This is a genomic window from Flavobacterium sp., assembly GCF_032153895.1.
Lineage (GTDB): Bacteria > Bacteroidota > Bacteroidia > Flavobacteriales > Flavobacteriaceae > Flavobacterium.
The window spans coordinates 81,669-102,665 of the sequence record NZ_JALDYN010000005.1; the positions used below are offsets into that span (position 1 = coordinate 81,669).

The window sequence follows — 20,997 nt, forward strand, 5'->3', positions numbered from 1 at the left end:
GCGGTTAACGGTTTAAAAGTCTTTTTTTGCGTTCCATGGCTTTGGCCTGATCCGGATTTTCTTCCGCAGGTTGTTCCTGAATTTCACGACGGGCATTACGCGTCGTGTCTAAGGCCTGAAGCATGATTAATTCGCCTTCTTCTTTCGGAATCTCGCTTTTGATGATGATTTCGTTCAGTTGATTTTGAACCGATGCCAGTTCAGCAGAAACTTCCGGTAGCAATTTCAGAACCTTGTCGGTTTGAATGTACGATAAGTTTACGTAGGTTTCCAGTGATTTTAGCTTCGTGTTCAAGGTAGAAATACGGCTTCGCACGGCAGGTCTGTCAAATCGTTTTGGAATATTGAGTTCCAAAAGTTGTCCTTTAGACGTTAAACTTTTTGATTTGTTGCGAAAAGCGTTCAAGGAACCTTTGGGAATTTGGTGCAATTCTTTCATGAAATCGTGCCATTGGTTCCAACTCGCTATTTGTTGCTGTACCTTAGGGTTGGCCGGAGGAACACTGAAATGCCAGTTTTTGGATAAGATGTCTAAAGCGGCTTTGTCCATTTTTTCGGCTTTGGCGCTGTTGGCCACGCGTTCGTCTTTGTCGGAACAAGCTGCCAATGTCAAGACTAAAAAGAATAATATGATTTTGAATTTCATAGTCGAATTTTATGAGAACAAATGTACAAATGTTCTGGGAATCTGTTTTTTTTCATGGGAATATCTTAACTAAAGTTTGAATTTTTGTGAATCCGAAATTTGAAGACCGATTACCATCTTATTTTTTAGGCAAAAGAGTATCTTTGTAGGGAACAAACAAACACAAATGAATACGAAAATATTAATCATTGGTGCCTGCGGACAAATTGGTACCGAGTTGACAGCCAAGTTGCGCGAAACGTACGGAACAGAAAATGTAATTGCTTCGGATATCCGAAAACTGGAAAACGACGTCGTGCAAAACGGCATTTTCGAAGTAGTGAACGCCCTTGATTATAACCAGATTGAAAATTTAGTCGAAAAATATCAGATTACTGACGTGTATTTGATGGCGGCTTTACTTTCTGCTACTGCGGAAAAAAACCCTGCTTTCGCCTGGGATCTGAACATGAATTCGTTATTTCACGTGTTGAATTTGGCCAAAGCCGGAAAGATTCAAAAGATTTTCTGGCCTTCGAGTATCGCTGTGTTTGGTCCTACAACACCAAGAAACAATACACCACAATATACCGTGATGGAGCCGTCAACGGTTTATGGTATTTCGAAACAATCGGGAGAGCGTTGGTGTGAATATTACAACAAACAATATGGTGTGGATGTACGCAGCATCCGTTATCCGGGCTTGATTTCCTGGACGACACCACCGGGAGGCGGAACCACAGATTATGCAGTGGATATTTATTACAAGGCACTTTCTGATAAAAAATTTACGTGTTTCCTGTCTGAAAATACGGGTTTGCCGATGATGTATATGGATGACGCCATCAAAGCAACTATCAGCATTATGCAAGCTCCGGCGGAACAAATTAAAGTGCGTTCTTCGTACAATTTGTCAGCGATTAGTTTTACTCCGAAAGAAATTGCGGAATCCATTAAAAAACACATTCCGGAGTTTACCATTGATTACGCGCCGGATTTTCGTCAGGCGATTGCGGATTCTTGGCCAGCGAGTATTGATGATTCGGTAGCACGTCAGGATTGGGGTTGGAAAAACGATTTTGACATGGAAAGAATGACTTCTGTGATGTTGGAAAACCTTGCTAAAAAATAAAAAAAAGCAGCTTTAAGCTGCTTTTTTTGTTTGACCCCGAAAAAGATTATTCTTGTACAATAGGATCGCGTAAGGATTCCAATACCGCCACAACTTCACTGATGATTTCAGGGTCAGTAACGCCATTTAATCCGGCTGCGGCGCCTACATAACCAATGAATTTGTCATAGTCTTCATTAGAAGCGGTGGTTCCCATTCTTGGGTTTTCCATCGGATTATGCGCAGTAGCCATATTCATGCCGGAATAGGTGTTGGTGGCACCACCTCCAGTATTAGCAGAGAAAAAATCGGTTAAGTTTTTGCTTAAAACAGCTACATTGGTAGTGTTACCTCCCGAAACTTCTCCAACAAGTGGGGCAAAATGGGCGCCAAAATTACCTTCGGATCCAGCTACGATATCTGCAACAATTAAAGTAATGGTCGTGTCTACTACGGAACGATAACTTAATCGTCCTTGTTCAATCATGGTGCCAGGATTGTTAGGATCGGCAACCATAGTGGTTCCACCCAGTTTTTGATACAGCGACATCTCAGCTGGTGTGGGCGCGGCATCGTCATTATCACTACAGGAAACAAAAACAATTGTTCCCAGTATTAATGCAATTAGGGTAATCTTAGAAAATGTTTTCATAAGTACTTGAATTTATTGGTTAATTGAACAAACGTTGTATTCCATTTGAAAATCTATAACCGAAACTGTCTTCGTTCATCACGGGACATACTTTTTTTTGAGCCATCGTTTCAGATATCAGGTAACGTTCAGCTTTGTAATTTCCTTTAGCAATCAAAAGATTATATGCTTTTTCGGAATCAATAATTCGGTTGTCGTGATAGTACACTAATACCCCGGTTTTAATATTCAAACGGTCGTTTTTTATACCGGGAATGGATTTTAAGTTGCGATGTATTTCTTTGGCCTTGAGAGAGTCTAGCGGTTCTTTGAAGTCAATTCGGCTTAACTGTAAAGTGGCATTGTCGTACACTTTCGGTTTTGCGGTGGCGATATGTACCACAAGTACGATGAACAGTAATAAAAAAGTTCCTAGTAGGCTGCCAAGAATCCATCGGAGTGTTTTGTTGATTTTCATGACCTTTCTTTTTGGGTTCGCTTATTGGTATTTACGAGAAAAAAGAAAGCGTGGTTTTAGAAGAAATTGAAAAGATTAAAAAAACCCGCTCGAAAGGAACGGGTTGCTTTGTTTTATTTTTTTAGTTTTTGAAGGAGTGCGTCTTCGATAGGTGCTTTCACTTTGATGACTTCATCCACATTATCATTCGGAATGGTAACCGAAAGCACGTAATGTTTGATTTTCCATTCCTTTCCTTCTTTAACCATAACCCCAGAACCTTGACAGATTTTCATCCAAGTGTCGAGTAATTCGTTAAACCAGGCTGTTTTACCGTCTTTGCTGAAATAGATATTGCGTTGCAAGGGCTTGAAATCCCAGGCTTTTCCTTTGTCGAAATACGGTTTGGCGAAGTCCTGAAACTGTTTCTTATTCCAGTTTTCGGTGGCATCGGTTCCGATGAAGATGGATTCGTCCGACATAGCATTGAAGTAGTTGTCGAAATTGCCTTCAGCTGCGGCTTTGTGCCAATTGTCCAAAACGGTGTTAATGGCTTGTTTTTCAGTAGCCTGTTTTTGAGCAGAAGATGCGCATGAAAACAAAAAAGTAACGATAAGGATAGAGAAGATTTTTTTCATAAAATTAAGTTTAAGGATTGATGACTACGGTTTTAATGTTGACGAATTCTTTAATGCCTTCTTCCGCTAATTCTCGGCCATAACCGGACTTTTTGATGCCGCCGAAGGGTAATCTTGGGTCGGATTTGACCATTTCATTGATAAAGACAGCGCCTTCGTTGAATTGCGAAATATAACTTTTTATCGTATTTAAATCTTCGGTAAAAATCGAAACACCTAAGCCAAACTCGGATTGGTTGCTGAGCAGAATCGCTTCTTCTAGGGTTTTGAACGATAGTAGTGCTGCAACAGGACCGAAGGTTTCTTCTTTAAAAACGGGCATTTCGGTAGTAACATCGGTTATAAGTGTTGGTTCGTAAAAAGCACCGTTACGTTTTCCGCCTAAAACTATTTTGGCACCCATAGCAACAGAATCTTGAACTTGTTTTTCCAATTCTTCAGCTAAGTCGATGCGAGCCAGTGCGCCAATTTGTGTAGTTGCGTCCATTGGGTCGCCTGTTTTGAGATTGCTCACGGCCTCTTTGAATTTTTCAGTAAAAATAGGAAGAATAGTATCCTGAATTAGGAAGCGTTTCGCGGCGATACAGCTTTGTCCGGCATTCTGCATGCGGGCGTTGACAGCAGTACTGACAGCTTTGTCAATATCGGCATCTTTACAAACGATGAATGCATTGCTGCCACCCAATTCCAGAACGAGTTTTTTTAAGTGTTTTCCGGCTTCGGTAGCTACGGCAATTCCGGCTGTTTCGCTTCCGGTAAGGGAAACGGCTTTAATTTGCGGATGTGCGATGACTTCAGCTACTTTGTTACTGTTTATATGTAGATTTTGGTATATTCCGATGGGAAAACCCGCTTCCAAAAACAGAGCTTCAATGGCTTCGGCACATTCAGGTACATTGCTGGCGTGTTTTACGACAACTGTATTTCCTGCCATAACGGTCGGTACCGCAAATCGGAACACTTGCCAAAACGGAAAATTCCAAGGCATAACGCCTAAAATGGTACCCAAAGGTTCGTAGGTTATATAACTCTCGTGCGCATCCGTAACGATGGTTTTTGGAGTTAGAAATTGTGGCGCATTATCTGCGTAGTACTGACATAACCAAGTACATTTATCGATTTCAGCTAAGGATTGGGTAATAGGTTTGTGCATTTCCTTAGTGATGAGGGTTGCCAGTTGCTCACGTTTAGTTTGTAAAACGGTTTTAAGCTGTAACAGAGAAGCTGTTCTGGTAGTTAGAGGAGTTCGCTTCCAGTATAAAAAGGCTTCCTGAGCGGTATTGAGTTTGGTTTGCATGGTTTTTTAAACTTGACAGGTAAAGTTACGGTTTTTGATTGAGATGGGTTGTTAAGTAGATGGATTTACATACAACTTATGTACGGGTTATATTCGGCTTTGATACGGAGTAAGTACGCTATATATCAGAATCTGTTAGTTGATTATTTCAATTGTCAGTTGTATTTTATAAAGAATGTATAAGAAAAATAGCGAATGATGTCAACAAACAAAAAAGACTTATCTTTGTAAACAGAAAAATGACAAAACGATTTTACATAATGCTGATACTGACGGTTGTAGTCTTCCTGACGCCAACTATTGCGTTCGCATGCGATGCAAAATCCGAAAAGACTGAAAAGACTTGTTGCGATAACACTTCAGAGACGAAAAGTTGTTGTGATAACCACTCTGAAAAAGATGGTGACGGTTGTGAAGGCAAATGCGGAAGCACTTCCTGCCAATGTCCGGCGTCAAACTTCGCTACGGTATTGTCTTTTGATATCGAAATTAAGCTTCCTCAAATATTCTTTGAAAAAGAAGCTATTGTCTACAAGGAAAGCTGTGTTTCTTCTGATTGCTTTTCTGTTTGGGCGCCTCCAAAAATAAGTTGATTTTATATCCTGACAGCCAAAAGTGTGTTTAGTTGACAGCTTTGTGGCTCTTATATAATTTTTTCAACAATTTAAATTTTACAAACATGAATTCATTAAAATATATAATGATAGCATTCGTAATGCTGTCTGTTACGGCTTGTGATGCGCAAATTAAAAATGCTAAAACCGAAAGTGTAAAAATTTATGGTAACTGCGGAATGTGCGAAAGTACTATTGAAAAAGCAGGTAATATCAAAAAAGTTGCACAGGTAGATTGGGATGAAGAAACCAAAATGGCTACACTAACTTACGATGCTTCCAAAACCAATCCAAATGAAATTTTAAAACGAATTGCTTTATCGGGATATGATAGTGATCAGTTTTTAGCGCCTGATGCCGTGTATGCCAAACTTCCGGAATGTTGTCAATACGAACGTGTGCGTAAAACGACGGTAAAAGAAGAGTATTCTAAACATCATCAAAATCAAGTGATGGAACAACCTACAACACAAGAGGAGAATCAGTTTAAAACAGTTTTTGACACCTATTTTTCACTTAAAGATGCTTTGGTGAAAACTGACGGGACTCAGGCTTCTACCTATGCTAAATCGTTATTGGCTGCTCTGAATGTGATAGAAATGGGTAAACTCGCCAATCAGGAACATGCGGTTTGGATGAAGGTAATGAAGGATTTAGTTTTTGATGCAGAGCATATTCAGGAGACTAAAGATGTTGGACATCAAAGAGACCATTTTATGAGTCTGTCGGGGAACATGTATACTTTGATGAAAGCATCCAAACACGCCCAACCGGTGTATTATCAGTTTTGCCCGATGGCGAATAGCGGAAAAGGAGCCAATTGGTTAAGTATGGAAAGCGCAGTTAAAAATCCGTACTATGGTTCTCAAATGCTTACTTGTGGAAAAACGGTGGAAACATTAAAATAAAATCTAAAAGGGTGGTTTTGAACTGCCCTTTTACTAGTTGTTTCAATGAAAAACACCCAAGACTATGCAGTATAATTTTTATAAAATATTGTTGGTGATGGTTTATTTGCTGTTGCCAACCCAAAACAGTAACGCACAAAAGGTAGTTCGTTACGATTTATATGTTCGTGACACAGTAGTTAATTTTTCTGGTAAAGAAAAACGAGCTATCGCTGTAAACGGACAGATTCCAATGCCTACACTTACTTTTACAGAAGGTGATACGGCAGAAATTCATGTTCATAACCAGCTTAAAGAAAGTACATCTTTGCATTGGCACGGCTTGTATTTACCCAACAAAGAAGACGGCGTTCCTTTTTTAACGCAAATGCCGATTGAGCCTAACACCACTCATGTATACCGTTTTCCAATTATTCAAAACGGAACACATTGGTACCACAGTCATAGCGGTATGCAAGAGCAAATAGGAATGTATGGATCGCTGGTCTTGTTGAAAAAACAAGATGATCCGACATTTAGAAAGGGAATTGATGATTTACCCACAGTTCCAATCATGTTAAGCGAATGGACGGATTACAAACCCGAAAATGTACACCGGATGCTTCACAGCGCTACGGATTGGTTTGCGATTAAAAAAGGCGCGACCCAAAGTTATGCCGAAGCTATAAAAGAAGGACATTTTAAGACCAAATTGACTAACGAATGGAAGCGAATGCTGGCCATGGATGTAAGCGATGTCTATTACGATAAATTTTTAATAAACGGGCAAAACGAAAGTCAGCTTTCGCAGTTTAAAGCAGGCGATAAAGTCCGTTTGCGGATTTCTAATGGCGGGGCATCTTCTTATTTCTGGCTTACCTATGCAGGAGGCAAAATAACGGTAGTTGCGAATGACGGAAATGACGTAGAACCTGTTGAGGTGGATCGATTGATTATTGGAGTTTCTGAAACCTATGATGTTGTGGTAACGATTCCGGCAGAAGATACTTCCTATGAGTTTCTTGCTACACCAGAAGACCGAACAAAATCGGCATCTGTTTATATCGGTTCAGGCATCAAACAATTGGTGAATCCGTTGCCAAAACTGAAATATTTTGAAGGGATGAAGATGATGAATGACATGATGAAAATGAATGGCGAAATGAATGATATGGGCATGGACATGAGTTTGCAGCAAATGGATATGAATACTGTAATGTATCCGGAAATCACCGGTGAAACAAAGCAAGTTCAGACGCAAACGGATAAAGACAATCATTCGGATCATAAGAACCATGCTGCCATGACAACGTCAGATCTTGTAACGCTCAATTATGCCATGTTGAAATCGCCTACTCCAACGACGCTTTCTAAAGACGCGCCTGTTAGGGAATTCAAATTTGAGCTAACCGGAAACATGAACCGTTATGTTTGGAGTATGGACAACAAAGTGCTTTCAGAAACCGATAAATTATTGATTAAAAAAGGAGAAATTGTTCTTATAACCTTGTATAATAATTCGATGATGCGTCATCCGATGCATTTACACGGACACGATTTCAGATTGATTAACGGACAAGGAGATTATGCGCCGTTAAAGAATGTGTTGGATATTATGCCCATGGAAACCAATGTTATTGAATTTGAAGCGAATCTGGAAGGCGACTGGTTTTTTCATTGTCATATTTTGTATCATATGATGGCGGGGATGAATCGTGTTTTTAGTTATGAAAAGCAAGCCGATAATCCGTTACTGCCTAATAAGAAATGGGCGTATAAAAAACTCCAGCAGGAAAGTAATGAACCTCATTTTATGGCAGATAATGATTTTGCTACCAATGGAAACGATGGTATGGCCATGTTGCAAAACACCCGTTGGAGTCTTGGTACGGAATGGCGTTTAGGTTATCACGATATGCACGGTTACGAAATAGAAACACATCTTGGACGATACCTTGGAAAAATGCAATGGTTTATGCCGTTTATAGGTTTCGACTGGAGATACCGTAAAATGGGAATTGATGAACAGGAAAAAAACTTATTTGGACAGGCTAATAAAAAAGATGAGAGAAGTGCGGTTAGCCTTGGTTTTATGTATACGCTTCAAATGTTGGTGAATTTTCAAGCCGAAGTGTATCATGATGGTATTGTTCGATTGTCATTAATGCGGGAAGATATACCAGTGTCAAAAAGGCTGCGTGCAGGCTTTATGGTTAATACCGATAAAGAGTACATGGCTGATTTGCGCTATATTCTAAATAAAAATTTGGGGGTAAGGACGCACTACGACAGCGATATGGGTTTTGGTGTCGGTTTGATGCTGAATTATTAAAAAACAAAAGCCATTCGAAAGAATGGCTTTTTTGTTTTGCTCCCGAAAGTATTGAGTTTTCGAACCTATTTAAGCGTGATTTAGAGAGGCTTTATAACCTATGTGAAATGTGTGAGATTTAAAAAATTCGCATTTATCCAAAAAATACTAAATTTGCTACATGAAAATAATGGTTAGCATATTATCATTTATTGTTGTGGTACTTTCAGTAGTGCCATGCTATGCTTATCATGGAGACACTAAACATCAAATTGAGAAACATTGTAATGAAGATTCCAAAAGATGTGGTGACAACTGTGAGGGTAATTGCTCACCATTTTATTCTTGTGGTACATGTACGGGTTTTATTTCTGAAGTAATAGTATCGTTTAAAATTCACAAAGAACTTGTACATGAAGACACTTCAATGCAACCCTACTCCTACAAGAATCCTATTTATTCTGCCTTTTCTTGTAGTATCTGGCAACCGCCAAAAATAGTTTAATGTTTTTTAGTTATTTACACTAATGGTTAGCCATTAGCATAAAATCATACATAAACATTAAGCAATTAATCATGCAAAAATATTTTTTTATAATCATGGCAATTTTTGTTGTCGTGGGTGCTCAAGCACAAAATAGTTTTAAGGCAATTGTCAAAAACAATGACACTAAAGAGCTAATAATAGGTGTGTCAGCTGTTTTAAATGATACAAGCAATATATCTGTGTCGGATGAAAACGGTACAATATTAATTACCAACATCCCAGATGGAGAACATTCAATAACTTTTTCTTCAATTGGTTACAAAAAGAAAACTGAAGTATTTATTTTCCCACGAGCAACAGAAGATATTTTAGAAATCTTTTTAGAATCTGAAGCAGAAGAAATGGAAGAAATAATTATTACTTCAACCAGAAGCACAAGAACAATAAAAGATATTTCTACGAGAGTTGAGTTTATTGCTGGTGAAGAATTGGAAGAAAAAGGAAATATGAAACCTGGAGATATTAGAATGCTACTCAATGAAAGCACTGGTATTCAAACACAACAAACTTCTGCAATATCAGCTAATTCATCAATTCGCATACAGGGACTTGATGGAAGATATACACAAATTCTAAAAGATGGATTTCCCTTATATTCGGGTGCGTCAAGTGGATTGGGTCTTTTACAAACTCCGCCACTGGATTTAAAACAAGTTGAAATTATCAAAGGTTCTGCTTCAACATTGTACGGTGGTGGTGCAATTGCTGGATTAGTAAACCTAATTTCAAAAACCCCGTCAGAAGAAAGGGAACTACGTTTCCACATCAACGGAACATCAGCATTAGGTCTTGATGTAAACGGATTCTACTCACAACGTTTTAAAAAGGTCGGTCTAACACTGTTTGCTTCACACAATAGAAATGCACCGTACGACCCTGCCAACATTAAATTGACAGCCATTCCTAAATTTGAGAGATTCAATGTAAACCCGAAGCTATTTGTTTATTTCAACGACAAAACTAAGCTTGATTTTGGGCTAAATACTGCATTTGAAAATCGTATAGGTGGAAATATCGATTACATCAAAAACGGTGGCAATACAGAAGCTTATTTTGAAAAAAATGATACTCGCAGGATTAGCACCCAACTAACTTTTACGCATCAGTTTAATGAGAATGAGCGTATAACTTTTCGCAATAGTTTAAATAATTTCAATCGTGTAATTTCTATTCCAAATTATAAGTTTGACGGTGTGCAGAACAGTACATTTTCAGAAATCACATATTCTCACAATGGGGAAACTTCAGATTGGGTATCAGGAGCAAATCTTTGGTCGGATAACTTTACTGAAAGACAAATCACTACATTTCCTCTACGTGATTACAACCAAATTGTTTTTGGTGCTTTTGTCCAAAATTCCTTGAAAGCTAAAGAATGGTTACACATTGAAACTGGTTTAAGAGGAGATTATATTGTTGATTATGGTTTTGCATTATTGCCGAAAGCATCTGTGTTATTTAAGGTTTCGGATAAATTATCTTCACGTATTGGCGGTGGATTAGGTTATAAAACCCCAACGATATTCACTGATGAAAGCGAAAGAATTCAATATCAAAATGTTCTGCCAATTGATAAAGATTTCAATCGTCTGGAGAGAAGCTACGGAACTAACTTTGATGTTAATTATAAAACTAATATTACAGATGAAATTTCGTTTAGCATCAATCAATTGTTTTACTACACCTACATCAATAATCCGTTAATACTGACACCGCTTTCAGACGGAACATCCCAATTTGTTAATATTAATGGGCATATTGATACGAAAGGTACAGAAACCAATATTAAATTAGGCTATGAGGATTTTAAGCTATTTGTCGGATATACTTATACCGATGCCCAAATTAATCAAAACGGTATCAAATCACAAAATCCGCTTACAGCAAAACACCGTTTTAATAATGTTTTGATGTATGAGGTTGAAGATAAATGGAAAATTGGATTGGAAGCTTATTATTATAGCCCGCAAAAATTAAGTGATGGTTCTACAGGAAAGAATTATTGGATTTATGGTGTGATGATTGAAAAGCTTTGGGAGCATTTTTCAATTTATTCTAACTTTGAGAATCTTACCGACACAAGGCAAACTAGATTTGGTAGCATCTACACTGGAACGATTGATAATCCTGTATTCAAGGACATTTATGCTCCATTAGATGGGTTTGTTATCAATGCGGGAATTAAGATTAAATTGTAACGATATGAATAAGAGTATTTACAAAATAGCGAAGATGGATTGTCCCAGTGAGGAACAATTGATACGGCTTAAACTAAATGGTATCGAACAAATACAACAGCTTAATTTCGATATTCCAAATAGAAAACTGGAAGTGTTTCACTCGGGTGATACGAACTTGATAACAGATAAAATTAACAGTTTAAATCTTGATAGCAGTTTAGAGAAAACCGAAATTACCTCTGAGAGTATTAAACAATCGGACGACACACAACAAAGAAAACTTCTTTGGCAAGTGTTAGGAATCAATGCTTTTTTCTTTGCTTTAGAAATGGTTACAGGATTTGTTTCTAACTCAATGGGGCTTGTTGCAGACAGTTTAGACATGTTAGCTGATAGCATCGTTTACGCTCTTGCTTTATTTGCCGTAGGTGGTGCAATCACACGAAAAAACAACATTGCAAAAATGAGTGGATATTTTCAATTATTGTTAGCAATATTGGGGTTTATTGAAGTACTACGAAGATTTTTAGGTTTTGCCGAAGTACCAGCATTTCAAACCATGATAATAATTTCGCTGCTTGCGCTTGTTGGTAATGCTATATGCCTGTACCTGTTGCAGAAATCTAAAAGCAAAGAAGCTCACATGCAAGCTAGTATGATTTTTACCTCGAATGATGTTATTGTGAATGTTGGGGTGATTGTTGCAGGTGTATTGGTATATTTCACCAATTCAAAAATTCCTGATTTGGTTATTGGGATTTTAGTTTTCGCTGTTGTGGGTAAAGGTGCTTTAAGAATTTTAAAATTATCAAATGAGAAATAATTTAACGAATAATATTGACAAACTTGGAACTGTTGGACTATTCCTAACAGCTATTTTTTCGCCTTGTTGTTTTCCTCTTTTTGCATTTGGGGCTTCAGCTCTTGGGCTGGGAAGTTTTGAGTTATTTGGTGGTTGGACAATGTGGGTTTTTCAAGCCATGGTTTTAATTTCGCTAATTGGACTTTTTGTTTCTTACCGCAAGCACCGATGTACATATCCTTTGTTAGTTGGTATTCCAAGTGCATTTCTAATATTTTATGGTTATTATTTTGCCAACGATGGCGCATATTTTATCTATGCGGGAATGTTTGGGTTATTTGTTAGTACTGCTATAAATTATTATCGAAACAAACTTCACGGAAATTGCGACACTTGTACTATCTATAACGGTAAAAAAGTTGAATTGGAATCAACGATTACTTGCCCGAAATGCGGACATAAGAAAACAGAAATGATGCCGACCAATGCTTGCGAGTTTTTCTATGAATGTGAGTGCTGTAAAACCAGATTACGACCATTAGAAGGTGATTGTTGCGTGTATTGCAGTTATGGGACGGTAAAGTGTCCACCGATTCAAGCTGGTGAAAATTGTTGCTAGTTGATTTGGTTGGGCGCAGTTCAATCGTGTCCATCCTTTGTTTTTCACTAAATCCAAACCAATCAAAAACTGGTATCAATATACCTAGCTCAATTGTTGTAATCTACTGCTTTGGTTTATTAATTTTCGTTTTTGCTTTTCTGCATTGCTTTTTGCAAAATGCTATAAAAATCCTCGATTGTTTCAAGAACTTTTAAATTGAATTCCTTTGAAAAACGAATGGCAATCTTGTCAATGTCAATTAAAGCAATTAGCAATCCTTCATTTCGTTTTGCTAAATCAATTGCGATTTTTCGTGCAACTAAACCGTCTCCATGCACAAAAATATTTCTCAATTTATTGTAATCATTTATTTTACTCCACGAGTTATCTGTAAATGGTTCTGCTATATCACAAACTTTCTTCAAATAAACAGAGGCTCTAAAAATTCCATTTCCAGCCACATCAGACAATCCAAGTTTATAGTTTTCTGTTTTTTGTAAGTTTTTACAAATCTCATCTAAAGTTGATTCAAAGCGAAAGTAAGAATGAAGAAAAGCAGTACGCCAAAGTATATCAGGAAAAATACTTCCAAACTGTACTTCTGGATGAAGTCTTGGATTGGCATAATCAGGTTCGTCAGAAAGTTTATTGCTTAACTGTAAGTTGTCGGTTAAAAATCGGTCTGTAGATTTTATAAAAGCTTCAATGTCTTTTAGTTCGTGTTTGATGTAGTCAAAGTGATAGATGTAAGTGAACTGTTTAAGTTTTTCTTTATCAAAGCTTTCTTCCATAGTATTTTTTGCAATTATGATGATTGAACAACAAAGCTAAATAAAACAACCAATACTTTTATCACTATACCTAGAAACAACAAAACCCCTGACGATCCGTCAGGGGTTTTCTGTTTCATTTCATTACGCTTTAAAACATAGCTAAATACTCCTTGTTCTTGAAATGCCAGTAATGCATATTCGCCTGTTCAACGGTTTTTGTGTCAATATTATCCAGTAGCATGCTAATTGCGCTTTTGACACCGTTATATTCCTTATGGTTCTTTAGCTCGACTAACATTACTTTTAATTCAGTTATACTATACACCACATTCGTTTGGGTATCTTTTTCAATGGTTTCCTCACCAGTAACCTCATCCACGATAGCGCACTCATTATCGATTTTTGCGCTGACATTTTTCTTAACGGTCGTTTTAATCCCATGTTCCAGTACAATTCTGTTCATCGTTTCCACTACCACGGCTTTGTCCTTTTCCTCGCATAACAAAGCATCGTAAACGTATAGGACATAAATACCAAGCGAGTTGAGATGTTTTATTACATCGGTCATAATCGCCACCTCAACGGTAAACATTTTCTGCGATGTGATTTTGTGACCATGCTCGTTTTTATCGTGGTAAATCTTAGAAAGCATATCGGCTTCGTGTATGTGGTAATGGTTGAACAATGGGGATTTCATCATGTCTTCCCACTCCATATTAAAAAAGCTTAAATGGGACACCTTCACCTTTTTAACATCAATATCTGCCTTTTCAGCAACACTTTCATGCGTTAGAAAGCTTTGACTACCTCCGTACAATTTCATGGCTATATTTGGGTGTAATGCCCTGTAATCACATTCCACCAGTTTTTTGCCATCGATGGTAATTTCATTACGAATCCAGCTCGGCATCAACCCAATGGAATCCACAACACGCTCACCGCTACGCTCATCCCCCGCAGTTGGTATCATAAAGCCTCGATTGGTAAGAAACCCGAATAATTCGATGTTATCCTCAATGAAACTCCTGTTTTTATAATCCTTCCAGTAATTGTTTTTATGCTTGTTGCGCATCGTCAGGATTTTATTTTTTTTGGTAGTTTTACCTTGCTTAACCAATTGTTTTCCGATTTTCAGTAGCTCTTCTGGTGTAGGCAAGTCAAGCTTTGGATAAATTTTCAACAGATTGTTGCAAATAATATTAGCCTGAGCCTCATTATACTGCTCGTAAAAGATTTTATTTCTGTTTAGGATAATTTTGCTGTCTTTGATTAGATATTCGGTTAAACCCGCTTTATAATAGCTTTCTGGAATCCTGTACCTTCTGGAATATTCATTGGGAGCGTAATTACTATCCACCTCCAGCATCGTTCCGTTACTCGTACCTGCTACCAAAGCATCAATGATTTTCGGGTATATATAGGTATTGTCCTTGTTTTTGGTCTGCTGGTGGAATATTTCAGCCTTTAGGTACTTCCAGCGGTTCTCTGGGTTTTCCTTATCCTCAACGTAATAGGTACTAGCGAGGTTGGATAAAAGCAATAGGCATTTTTCCACCGCTACATCAGTATTGGGGTCGATTTCTTTTAAAAGTGCTTTAGATGTGTATTTTTTTAGGTTGTATTCCGCCTTTTTCGGAATCAGTATCGAATTAACATTGGGGAAAAGGTTAGCTAATTCGGTTAATCTTACTTCATTGTGGAGTACCTGTAAGTCTCCAGTTTCACCAGTTAAGGCGAGGCAATCGTTTTCAAACATTCATATTCTCTTATTCGGTTCACCCAATTTATGGATGATTATCATGGCTCTCCTACACTTGGTAAGAGAAGCTGGGTACATGACCACCCAGCAACCAAGAATTTTAACGAGTTAATTTCTCGTTATATCGTTTAATTTATGCAAAGATACGAATTTTTATAGTCTATTGCAAGTAAATTTTAAATATATTTAATAAATATCCACTATTATTGAATTATATTTACAAATTAACATAATTTTAACTATAATAGCGCAATCTGCGCATAGTATATTTTATAGTAATCTTTGTAATAGCCTTATTTTATTGACATTAACAACTATTAGTATTACTATATTATAAGTAACATATATGAGAATAGATAGTGAAGTAATAAATAATAGAAATATAATATACAAATGAAGTAATTATACAATTTATTGATTTATAATAAATTACATCAATACAAATGCAATCGTATTGCTCCATAGCGGAAATACTCACGAAATCTGCGCTACGATTATCGAAACGATTTGAAAATAAATTTTAGGATTCCAAAGACGACTACCACCGCACCGATGAAAATTTGGACAATAGCGCCAATTAATGAAAAAACTCCGCTAACGGATGCTGAGTTGTTGTATTGGGTGCTTCTATGGTTCTCAATTCCAGTCATAAACTTGGATGCTACGAGGTCATAATGTAGATTGGTACGGCTGGAGTTGTCAACTGGGAAGAAATTCTGAAAGTCGGCTTTATTGTTCATGTTTGTTGGCTTTTAGACGAACAAATGTACTGAAAACCAGGATTTTAAACAAGTATTTAGCGCATAAACCTGGGTTTAATGGTGCTAAAAGTGTATTATTTTGTAGGTATATTCACACGTTTTTGCTCAACGACCCAAATTTGACCCCTGCCTCCCTGTACTGGTGACCGCAACAGACCCCCTCCCTGTAAACACAAGATATTCAAGGCTTTGGAGATTATGGTCTGCGATTACCCGCCTTTCGATGGTAGCTGAATTGTATAGCGCAAATATTTACAATTTGATTGCTAAAAATTTCTTGGGGTGAAAATCGTTGAAAATTTTTTGGGATTTTTTTGTGGTGGATTTTCAGGTTACACCTATTTATATATAAAGAGAAACCATGAAATTAAAATTGACCATAAGCCAGCTCCGTGAGGTTTTGAAGACCGAAGCCCCGAAGTTCCCAATCGAAATAATGATGTCGAAAGTTGACCAAAACGAGTTGTTGAAAATCGGAAACCTGTTGAAAAATAAAAATTAAGATTTTTTGAATAATTCATTATAATCGTCCAACTCCAATGCGATAGCGATGCGAACTAACTTATCGATTCCCATAACAATTGATGGACGACCACCTTTTGAACCACCAACATAACGTCTAAAGGTCTCAATATCAATTTGAGCTTTATTAGCAACATCTGTGATTTTGAGGTCTTTATCCTTTATAATATTGGTGATGTTCTTACCAATATTTATTACGCTTTCTGGTATTTCGTTTTTTCTTTCTCGCATACGCTAAAGGTAAAATCCTACCTAATAGCGTTCAATGATTCATGTTTCATGATACATGTCTCATTTTTTAATATATTTGTTCGATAATTCTTAAAATCAGGACAATGAAAAAACTATTAGTACTAACTTTTATTGCGCTTCTACTATCGTGTAGCGGTGGCGATGATGCACCAACAAACAATCCAAACAACCCAGACCCAACCCCAACACCCACAACCTATACTTTAGGAGGTATCGGACCTGGGGGCGGTCGTATATTCTCCCTAGATGCTACTGGTCAACACGGTCTTGAAGTAACTGGAGTATTAGGGCTTGTAAAATGGGGTGAAGTACCACGAAATCCACAAACTCAAATATATGTTCCAGTACCTCAACTTGGTGTAGCCATCGGTACAGGGAAAGACAATACAACCAAAATCGTTAACCACATCGGAAACAATAACGGTGAGCTGTATGCAGCTAAAATCTGTTATGATTTGGTACTAAATGGAAAAGACGACTGGTATTTGCCATCCCGTGAGGAATTATATACGATGCTCCATTTCTTTAAGTACGAACATCCAATTGCTGACTTTTTTAGCATAAACGAAAATACTTGGAGTTCGTCTTGCGATATCAATGACCCAGACGACCCAAACCCATACAATTCAGCTCCGCTATTAAATGTATGGAGTGTGGATTGGCATTCTGATAACAACTATTGGCGACAACATTTGTATTTAGAATCTCCAGCTATGGCAATAAATGTTAGAGCCATCCGCAATTTCTAATCGATTAAAAACATTGTTAATTCTTAAATATTAAAAATATGAGTAACGGAAAATTATGGACACTTATCGTAGTTGGAACATTGGGAGCTGGTTTCTTAATTGGCTTTATAAACGATAAATTAAAATCAAACAACCCAGAAACCTCATCGGAATACTCCACCGAAAACACTTGCTACTACATCAGCGAACTAGAAGACGTTAAAAGTTGTGTTGTTGGTACATGGGTTGCAAAACCAACTGGGGAACTTTGGAAAAGAATCATTATCAAAGCAGATGGAACTTACGAGCTTTACGAGGCAACTCCTCAAAGTGGTAGCTGGGGAAATACTCCAGATAGAACAGGGAGCTACGATTTTAAAGAGGATAGGTTTTCTGATACGGGTAAAAAATATGTAACTGTGAATTTACACGATAGTGGTGTAAGTGATTACAGGATTGTGTTTGATGGAAGTAATCCCGCTTTGGAGCTAAATGGGAATTACGATGTAATTCGAAAAGGTGACAAAAATCCATGGAACTAGACCATAACTAAAATTTTCAATGATTAAACGAGGTAATGCCTCGTTTTTTATTTTGATAAAAGTTCATTTTTAGACCATGCTTGAAAATAGCACAGTTATTTTGGCTAATAGCCTGGTTTTTAAGTGTATAATTTTGCCATTCTAAAAATATACACTACATTTGTCGTGTAATCAAAATATAAGCCATGACAAAAGTAAAATACGTTAGAGTTTCAACAACAGAACAAAACACAGGTCGCCAAGAAACAAACTCCAAAGAATTTTCAAAAGTTTACATTGATAAGGTATCGGGTTCTGTTAAGTTTTCGGAACGAAAAGAAGCAAGTAAACTGATTTCAGATATTGAAAGCGGTATTATTACCGAGATACACATAAATTCCATAGATAGATTAGGGAGGTCAATTATTGATATTTTGACGATGATTGAGTTTTTTAATGAAAAGTCAGTAAAGGTTTTTGTTGAAAATATTGGAATGTTCTCGTTGATTGATAATAAGCCAAACCCAAGTTTTAAAATGATTGTATCAGTACTAGGGAACGTAGCTGAAATGGAGCGTAATAATATGCTGGAGCGACAAAGGCAGGGTATTGAGTTGGCAAAAGCTAAAGGAACGTATAAAGGTCGTTTATACGGAACTCGAATGAATGACGATGAGGTTCTGATTAAGTATAAAGCAGTAGTGAAGGAACTCAAAAACGGTGAATCACTCAGAAGAGCGGCTAAAATTGGGGGATGTAGTTTAGGGACTGCTCAGAAAATACAAAGAATATTGCAGGAAAAAGAAGCGGCTTAAAAACTGCTTCTTTTCTTTTTTTTTACTGATAGTCAACATTTTGTGAAAGTAAAAACTTGCAACCAGTTTCTTTAATTAGTATCTTTGCTCATATAGGATTCGTTACAGGATGTAATAATCATTTTTTACTTCGGCTGAAGTAATTTCTTTAAAGGGGAAAGGTGCTCCTCAAAAAATCAAAATCACATAATTTAAAAAATACCGAGTAAACCTGGGGTGGATTTTCCATGCCTAAATCTTTGGTGCTAATTTTTGTGATGCGAATAATCTTACGACATGAAAAAATGGGAAAGTCGGATGAGGTGAAATGTTAACGAATAAGGAGTGCAAACGAATTTTAAATAAAAAAGAAAATTTATACAGTGATGATGATGTGGAGTTGTTAAAGGAAACGCTTTACAGATTGGTTGAAATAATAGAAAAAAGTAAAACTAAAAAATAAGAAATATGAAAAACGTAGTAATCTATACAAGAGTGAGTACAGATGAGCAAGCTGAAAAAGGTTTTAGTTTGGGACATCAAGAAGAAGCATTGAAAAAATATTGTGAGCTTAAAAAATTTAATGTAGTTAATCATTTTCAGGATGATTTTTCAGCAAAAACTTTTGACAGACCAGAATGGAAAAAACTCGAAAAATTTGTAAAAAGCAATAAAAGTATTGATTTGATACTTTTTACAAAATGGGATAGGTTCAGCAGAAATGCAGAGCAAGCATTTTCAGTTATTCGCCTATTTTCTAATATGGGTATTGAAGTAAATTCAATGGAACAACCATTAGACTTAAGCATTCCTGATAACAAAGTGATGTTATCAATGTATTTGATATTGCCAGAAGTTGAAAACGATAAGATTTCAATTCGTACTATAGACGGAATGAGACGAGCACAAAAAGAAGGCTGTTGGGTTAACAGAATTCCTTATGGTTACGAAAGAACTAGAATTGATAACAAAGCATCATTGAAGCGCAATGCGGAGGCTCTTATAGTAGAAAGAGCGTTTAAGGAAGTTGCTAAAGGTATTGAACCAGTTGAAGCTATAAGAAAAAGATTGAAAAATGAATATAATTGTAAATTGGAAAAACAACAATTCTATAATATGCTGAAAAATGTGGTTTACAAAGGATATGTTTTAATAAAAGAATTTAAAAAGGAGGAGAAACAAATTGTTATAGGTCTACACCAACCAATTGTTTCAGAAAAGTTATTCGATAAAGTTCAAGAGGTATTGTTAGGAAGAAAAAGGAAAGCTAAACTTCCATCGGTTGTAAATGAGGATTTTCCATTAAAGAAAAATATTATTTGTCCTGTATGCGGGAAGCAAATAACTGGGAGTAAAAGTAAGGGAAACGGAGGTTACTATTTCTATTATCATTGTACTTCAACATGCAAGGTAAGGCATAAGCGTGATGAGGTTCATATCATAATAAAGGATATGTTGAGCCAAATTACGATTAATGCAGGTATCAAAAACCTGTTTAAAGCCATTCTGGAGGATTTTATTGATTCAAGTAACAAAGAAGACGTAATAAGGTTAAACAAGTTAGAAACGGAGCTAAAAACTATTGAAGGCATGATAGAAAACGCAGAAGACAAACTTATGAGTAATGAAATTGACAAGCAACAGTTTGATAACGTCATAAAGAGGTACAATGCTAGGAAGAAGGAATGTGAAAACAGTATTTTAGATTTAATGTCGAAGAAGGACGAATCTAAAAAATATATCAATAAATCGTTGGATTTGATTTGCAATTTAGAAAATGTATTCAACCGCTTATCTGGTGAGGCTCAAGCGAGTTTTTTGAGGGTGATTTACCCTGAAAATTTGGTTATCGAAAATGGAGGTTTTCGAACCAATTCCGAGAACAAAGTAATTGAGCTTTTAACCCGTAAACAAAGGGCTTCCGAAAGTATGGAAATGAAAAAAGCCACTCCGAAGAATGGCTTTTCCACTTACGCTCCCCCTCTTGGGCTCGAACCAAGGACCCTCTGATTAACAGTCAGATGCTCTAACCAACTGAGCTAAGGAGGAATCACCTTAACGGTAAATGTGTTTGCTAAAAAGTTGCTCCCCCTCTTGGGCTCGAACCAAGGACCCTCTGATTAACAGTCAGATGCTCTAACCAACTGAGCTAAGGAGGAAGATTAATATCTTTTTAGCGAGTGCAA

At 36.9% G+C, this 20,997-nt stretch carries 19 protein-coding genes, 2 tRNA genes and 1 pseudogene; 12 read left to right on the forward strand and 10 right to left on the reverse strand.

Going from position 1 to position 20,997, the window contains the following annotated elements:
- Positions 1 to 4: 4 nt before the first annotated feature.
- The gene (locus RUH60_RS03610; RefSeq protein ID WP_313805525.1) at positions 5 to 646 is read right to left on the reverse strand and encodes a hypothetical protein; all 642 of its coding nucleotides are present in this window, start codon (positions 644 to 646) and stop codon (positions 5 to 7) included.
- Positions 647 to 812: 166 nt separating this feature from the next.
- Here RUH60_RS03610 and RUH60_RS03615 point away from each other — a divergent pair, with 166 nt between their 5' ends.
- A complete protein-coding gene (locus RUH60_RS03615; protein ID WP_313805526.1) occupies positions 813 to 1,757 on the forward strand; it encodes an L-threonine 3-dehydrogenase in 945 nt (314 codons plus the stop codon).
- Between the two features lie 46 nt (positions 1,758 to 1,803).
- Here the strand turns inward: RUH60_RS03615 and RUH60_RS03620 are convergent, their stop codons facing one another.
- From RUH60_RS03620 to RUH60_RS03635, 4 genes are all read right to left on the reverse strand, one after another.
- Positions 1,804 to 2,388: a hypothetical protein gene (locus RUH60_RS03620; protein ID WP_313805527.1), complete on the reverse strand. Its 585-nt coding sequence runs from the start codon at positions 2,386 to 2,388 to the stop codon at positions 1,804 to 1,806.
- A 19-nt stretch (positions 2,389 to 2,407) separates the two neighbouring features.
- Positions 2,408 to 2,845, reverse strand: coding sequence for a hypothetical protein (locus tag RUH60_RS03625; RefSeq protein WP_313805529.1), 438 nt, complete (start codon positions 2,843 to 2,845; stop codon positions 2,408 to 2,410).
- A gap of 113 nt (positions 2,846 to 2,958) precedes the next feature.
- Positions 2,959 to 3,462 carry a nuclear transport factor 2 family protein gene (locus tag RUH60_RS03630; protein ID WP_313805531.1) on the reverse strand — a complete coding sequence of 168 codons (504 nt, stop codon included), beginning with the start codon at positions 3,460 to 3,462 and terminating at the stop codon, positions 2,959 to 2,961.
- A 10-nt stretch (positions 3,463 to 3,472) separates the two neighbouring features.
- On the reverse strand, positions 3,473 to 4,759 hold the full coding sequence (locus RUH60_RS03635) for an NAD-dependent succinate-semialdehyde dehydrogenase (RefSeq protein ID WP_313805533.1): 1,287 nt from the start codon (positions 4,757 to 4,759) through the stop codon (positions 3,473 to 3,475).
- A 260-nt stretch (positions 4,760 to 5,019) separates the two neighbouring features.
- On the opposite strand from RUH60_RS03635, the gene RUH60_RS03640 reads away from it, so the two are divergent.
- From RUH60_RS03640 to RUH60_RS03670, 7 genes and pseudogenes are all read left to right on the forward strand, one after another.
- On the forward strand, positions 5,020 to 5,352 hold the full coding sequence (locus RUH60_RS03640; protein ID WP_313805535.1) for a hypothetical protein: 333 nt from the start codon (positions 5,020 to 5,022) through the stop codon (positions 5,350 to 5,352).
- A gap of 86 nt (positions 5,353 to 5,438) precedes the next feature.
- Positions 5,439 to 6,281 carry a DUF3347 domain-containing protein gene (locus tag RUH60_RS03645; protein WP_313805537.1) on the forward strand — a complete coding sequence of 281 codons (843 nt, stop codon included), beginning with the start codon at positions 5,439 to 5,441 and terminating at the stop codon, positions 6,279 to 6,281.
- Between the two features lie 64 nt (positions 6,282 to 6,345).
- Positions 6,346 to 8,592 (forward strand): multicopper oxidase domain-containing protein, encoded by a 2,247-nt coding sequence (locus RUH60_RS03650; protein ID WP_313805539.1) that lies wholly within the window; start codon positions 6,346 to 6,348, stop codon positions 8,590 to 8,592.
- Positions 8,593 to 9,147: 555 nt separating this feature from the next.
- Entirely contained in the window at positions 9,148 to 11,316 is a 2,169-nt protein-coding gene (locus RUH60_RS03655) for a TonB-dependent receptor plug domain-containing protein (RefSeq protein ID WP_313805541.1), read from the forward strand.
- Positions 11,317 to 11,320: 4 nt separating this feature from the next.
- A complete protein-coding gene (locus RUH60_RS03660; protein WP_313805543.1) occupies positions 11,321 to 12,121 on the forward strand; it encodes a cation diffusion facilitator family transporter in 801 nt (266 codons plus the stop codon).
- A pseudogene (locus RUH60_RS03665) lies at positions 12,111 to 12,449 on the forward strand (MerC domain-containing protein); the annotation flags it as partial. The gene RUH60_RS03660 and the pseudogene RUH60_RS03665, both read left to right, overlap by 11 nt.
- 51 nt (positions 12,450 to 12,500) lie before the next feature.
- Positions 12,501 to 12,719, forward strand: coding sequence for a GDCCVxC domain-containing (seleno)protein (locus RUH60_RS03670; protein ID WP_313805573.1), 219 nt, complete (start codon positions 12,501 to 12,503; stop codon positions 12,717 to 12,719).
- A gap of 119 nt (positions 12,720 to 12,838) precedes the next feature.
- Here RUH60_RS03670 and RUH60_RS03675 read toward each other — a convergent pair whose 3' ends face one another.
- From RUH60_RS03675 to RUH60_RS03685, 3 genes are all read right to left on the reverse strand, one after another.
- Positions 12,839 to 13,492, reverse strand: coding sequence for a hypothetical protein (locus tag RUH60_RS03675; protein WP_313805545.1), 654 nt, complete (start codon positions 13,490 to 13,492; stop codon positions 12,839 to 12,841).
- 130 nt (positions 13,493 to 13,622) lie between these two features.
- Positions 13,623 to 15,230, reverse strand: coding sequence for a hypothetical protein (locus RUH60_RS03680; protein ID WP_313805547.1), 1,608 nt, complete (start codon positions 15,228 to 15,230; stop codon positions 13,623 to 13,625).
- 1,262 nt (positions 15,231 to 16,492) lie between these two features.
- Positions 16,493 to 16,747 carry a hypothetical protein gene (locus RUH60_RS03685; protein ID WP_313805549.1) on the reverse strand — a complete coding sequence of 85 codons (255 nt, stop codon included), beginning with the start codon at positions 16,745 to 16,747 and terminating at the stop codon, positions 16,493 to 16,495.
- Between the two features lie 104 nt (positions 16,748 to 16,851).
- Here RUH60_RS03685 and RUH60_RS03690 point away from each other — a divergent pair, with 104 nt between their 5' ends.
- From RUH60_RS03690 to RUH60_RS03705, 4 genes are all read left to right on the forward strand, one after another.
- Positions 16,852 to 17,517: a hypothetical protein gene (locus tag RUH60_RS03690; protein ID WP_313805551.1), complete on the forward strand. Its 666-nt coding sequence runs from the start codon at positions 16,852 to 16,854 to the stop codon at positions 17,515 to 17,517.
- 38 nt (positions 17,518 to 17,555) lie between these two features.
- Positions 17,556 to 18,038, forward strand: coding sequence for a hypothetical protein (locus RUH60_RS03695; protein WP_313805553.1), 483 nt, complete (start codon positions 17,556 to 17,558; stop codon positions 18,036 to 18,038).
- A 185-nt stretch (positions 18,039 to 18,223) separates the two neighbouring features.
- Positions 18,224 to 18,832, forward strand: coding sequence for a recombinase family protein (locus RUH60_RS03700; protein WP_313805555.1), 609 nt, complete (start codon positions 18,224 to 18,226; stop codon positions 18,830 to 18,832).
- Positions 18,833 to 19,279: 447 nt separating this feature from the next.
- Positions 19,280 to 20,821 carry a recombinase family protein gene (locus tag RUH60_RS03705; protein ID WP_313805557.1) on the forward strand — a complete coding sequence of 514 codons (1,542 nt, stop codon included), beginning with the start codon at positions 19,280 to 19,282 and terminating at the stop codon, positions 20,819 to 20,821.
- Here the strand turns inward: RUH60_RS03705 and RUH60_RS03710 are convergent.
- Positions 20,787 to 20,860: transfer RNA gene (locus tag RUH60_RS03710), tRNA-Asn, on the reverse strand. The genes RUH60_RS03705 and RUH60_RS03710 overlap by 35 nt on opposite strands.
- Before the next feature lie 36 nt (positions 20,861 to 20,896).
- Positions 20,897 to 20,970: transfer RNA gene (locus tag RUH60_RS03715), tRNA-Asn, on the reverse strand.
- Positions 20,971 to 20,997: the final 27 nt, after the last annotated feature.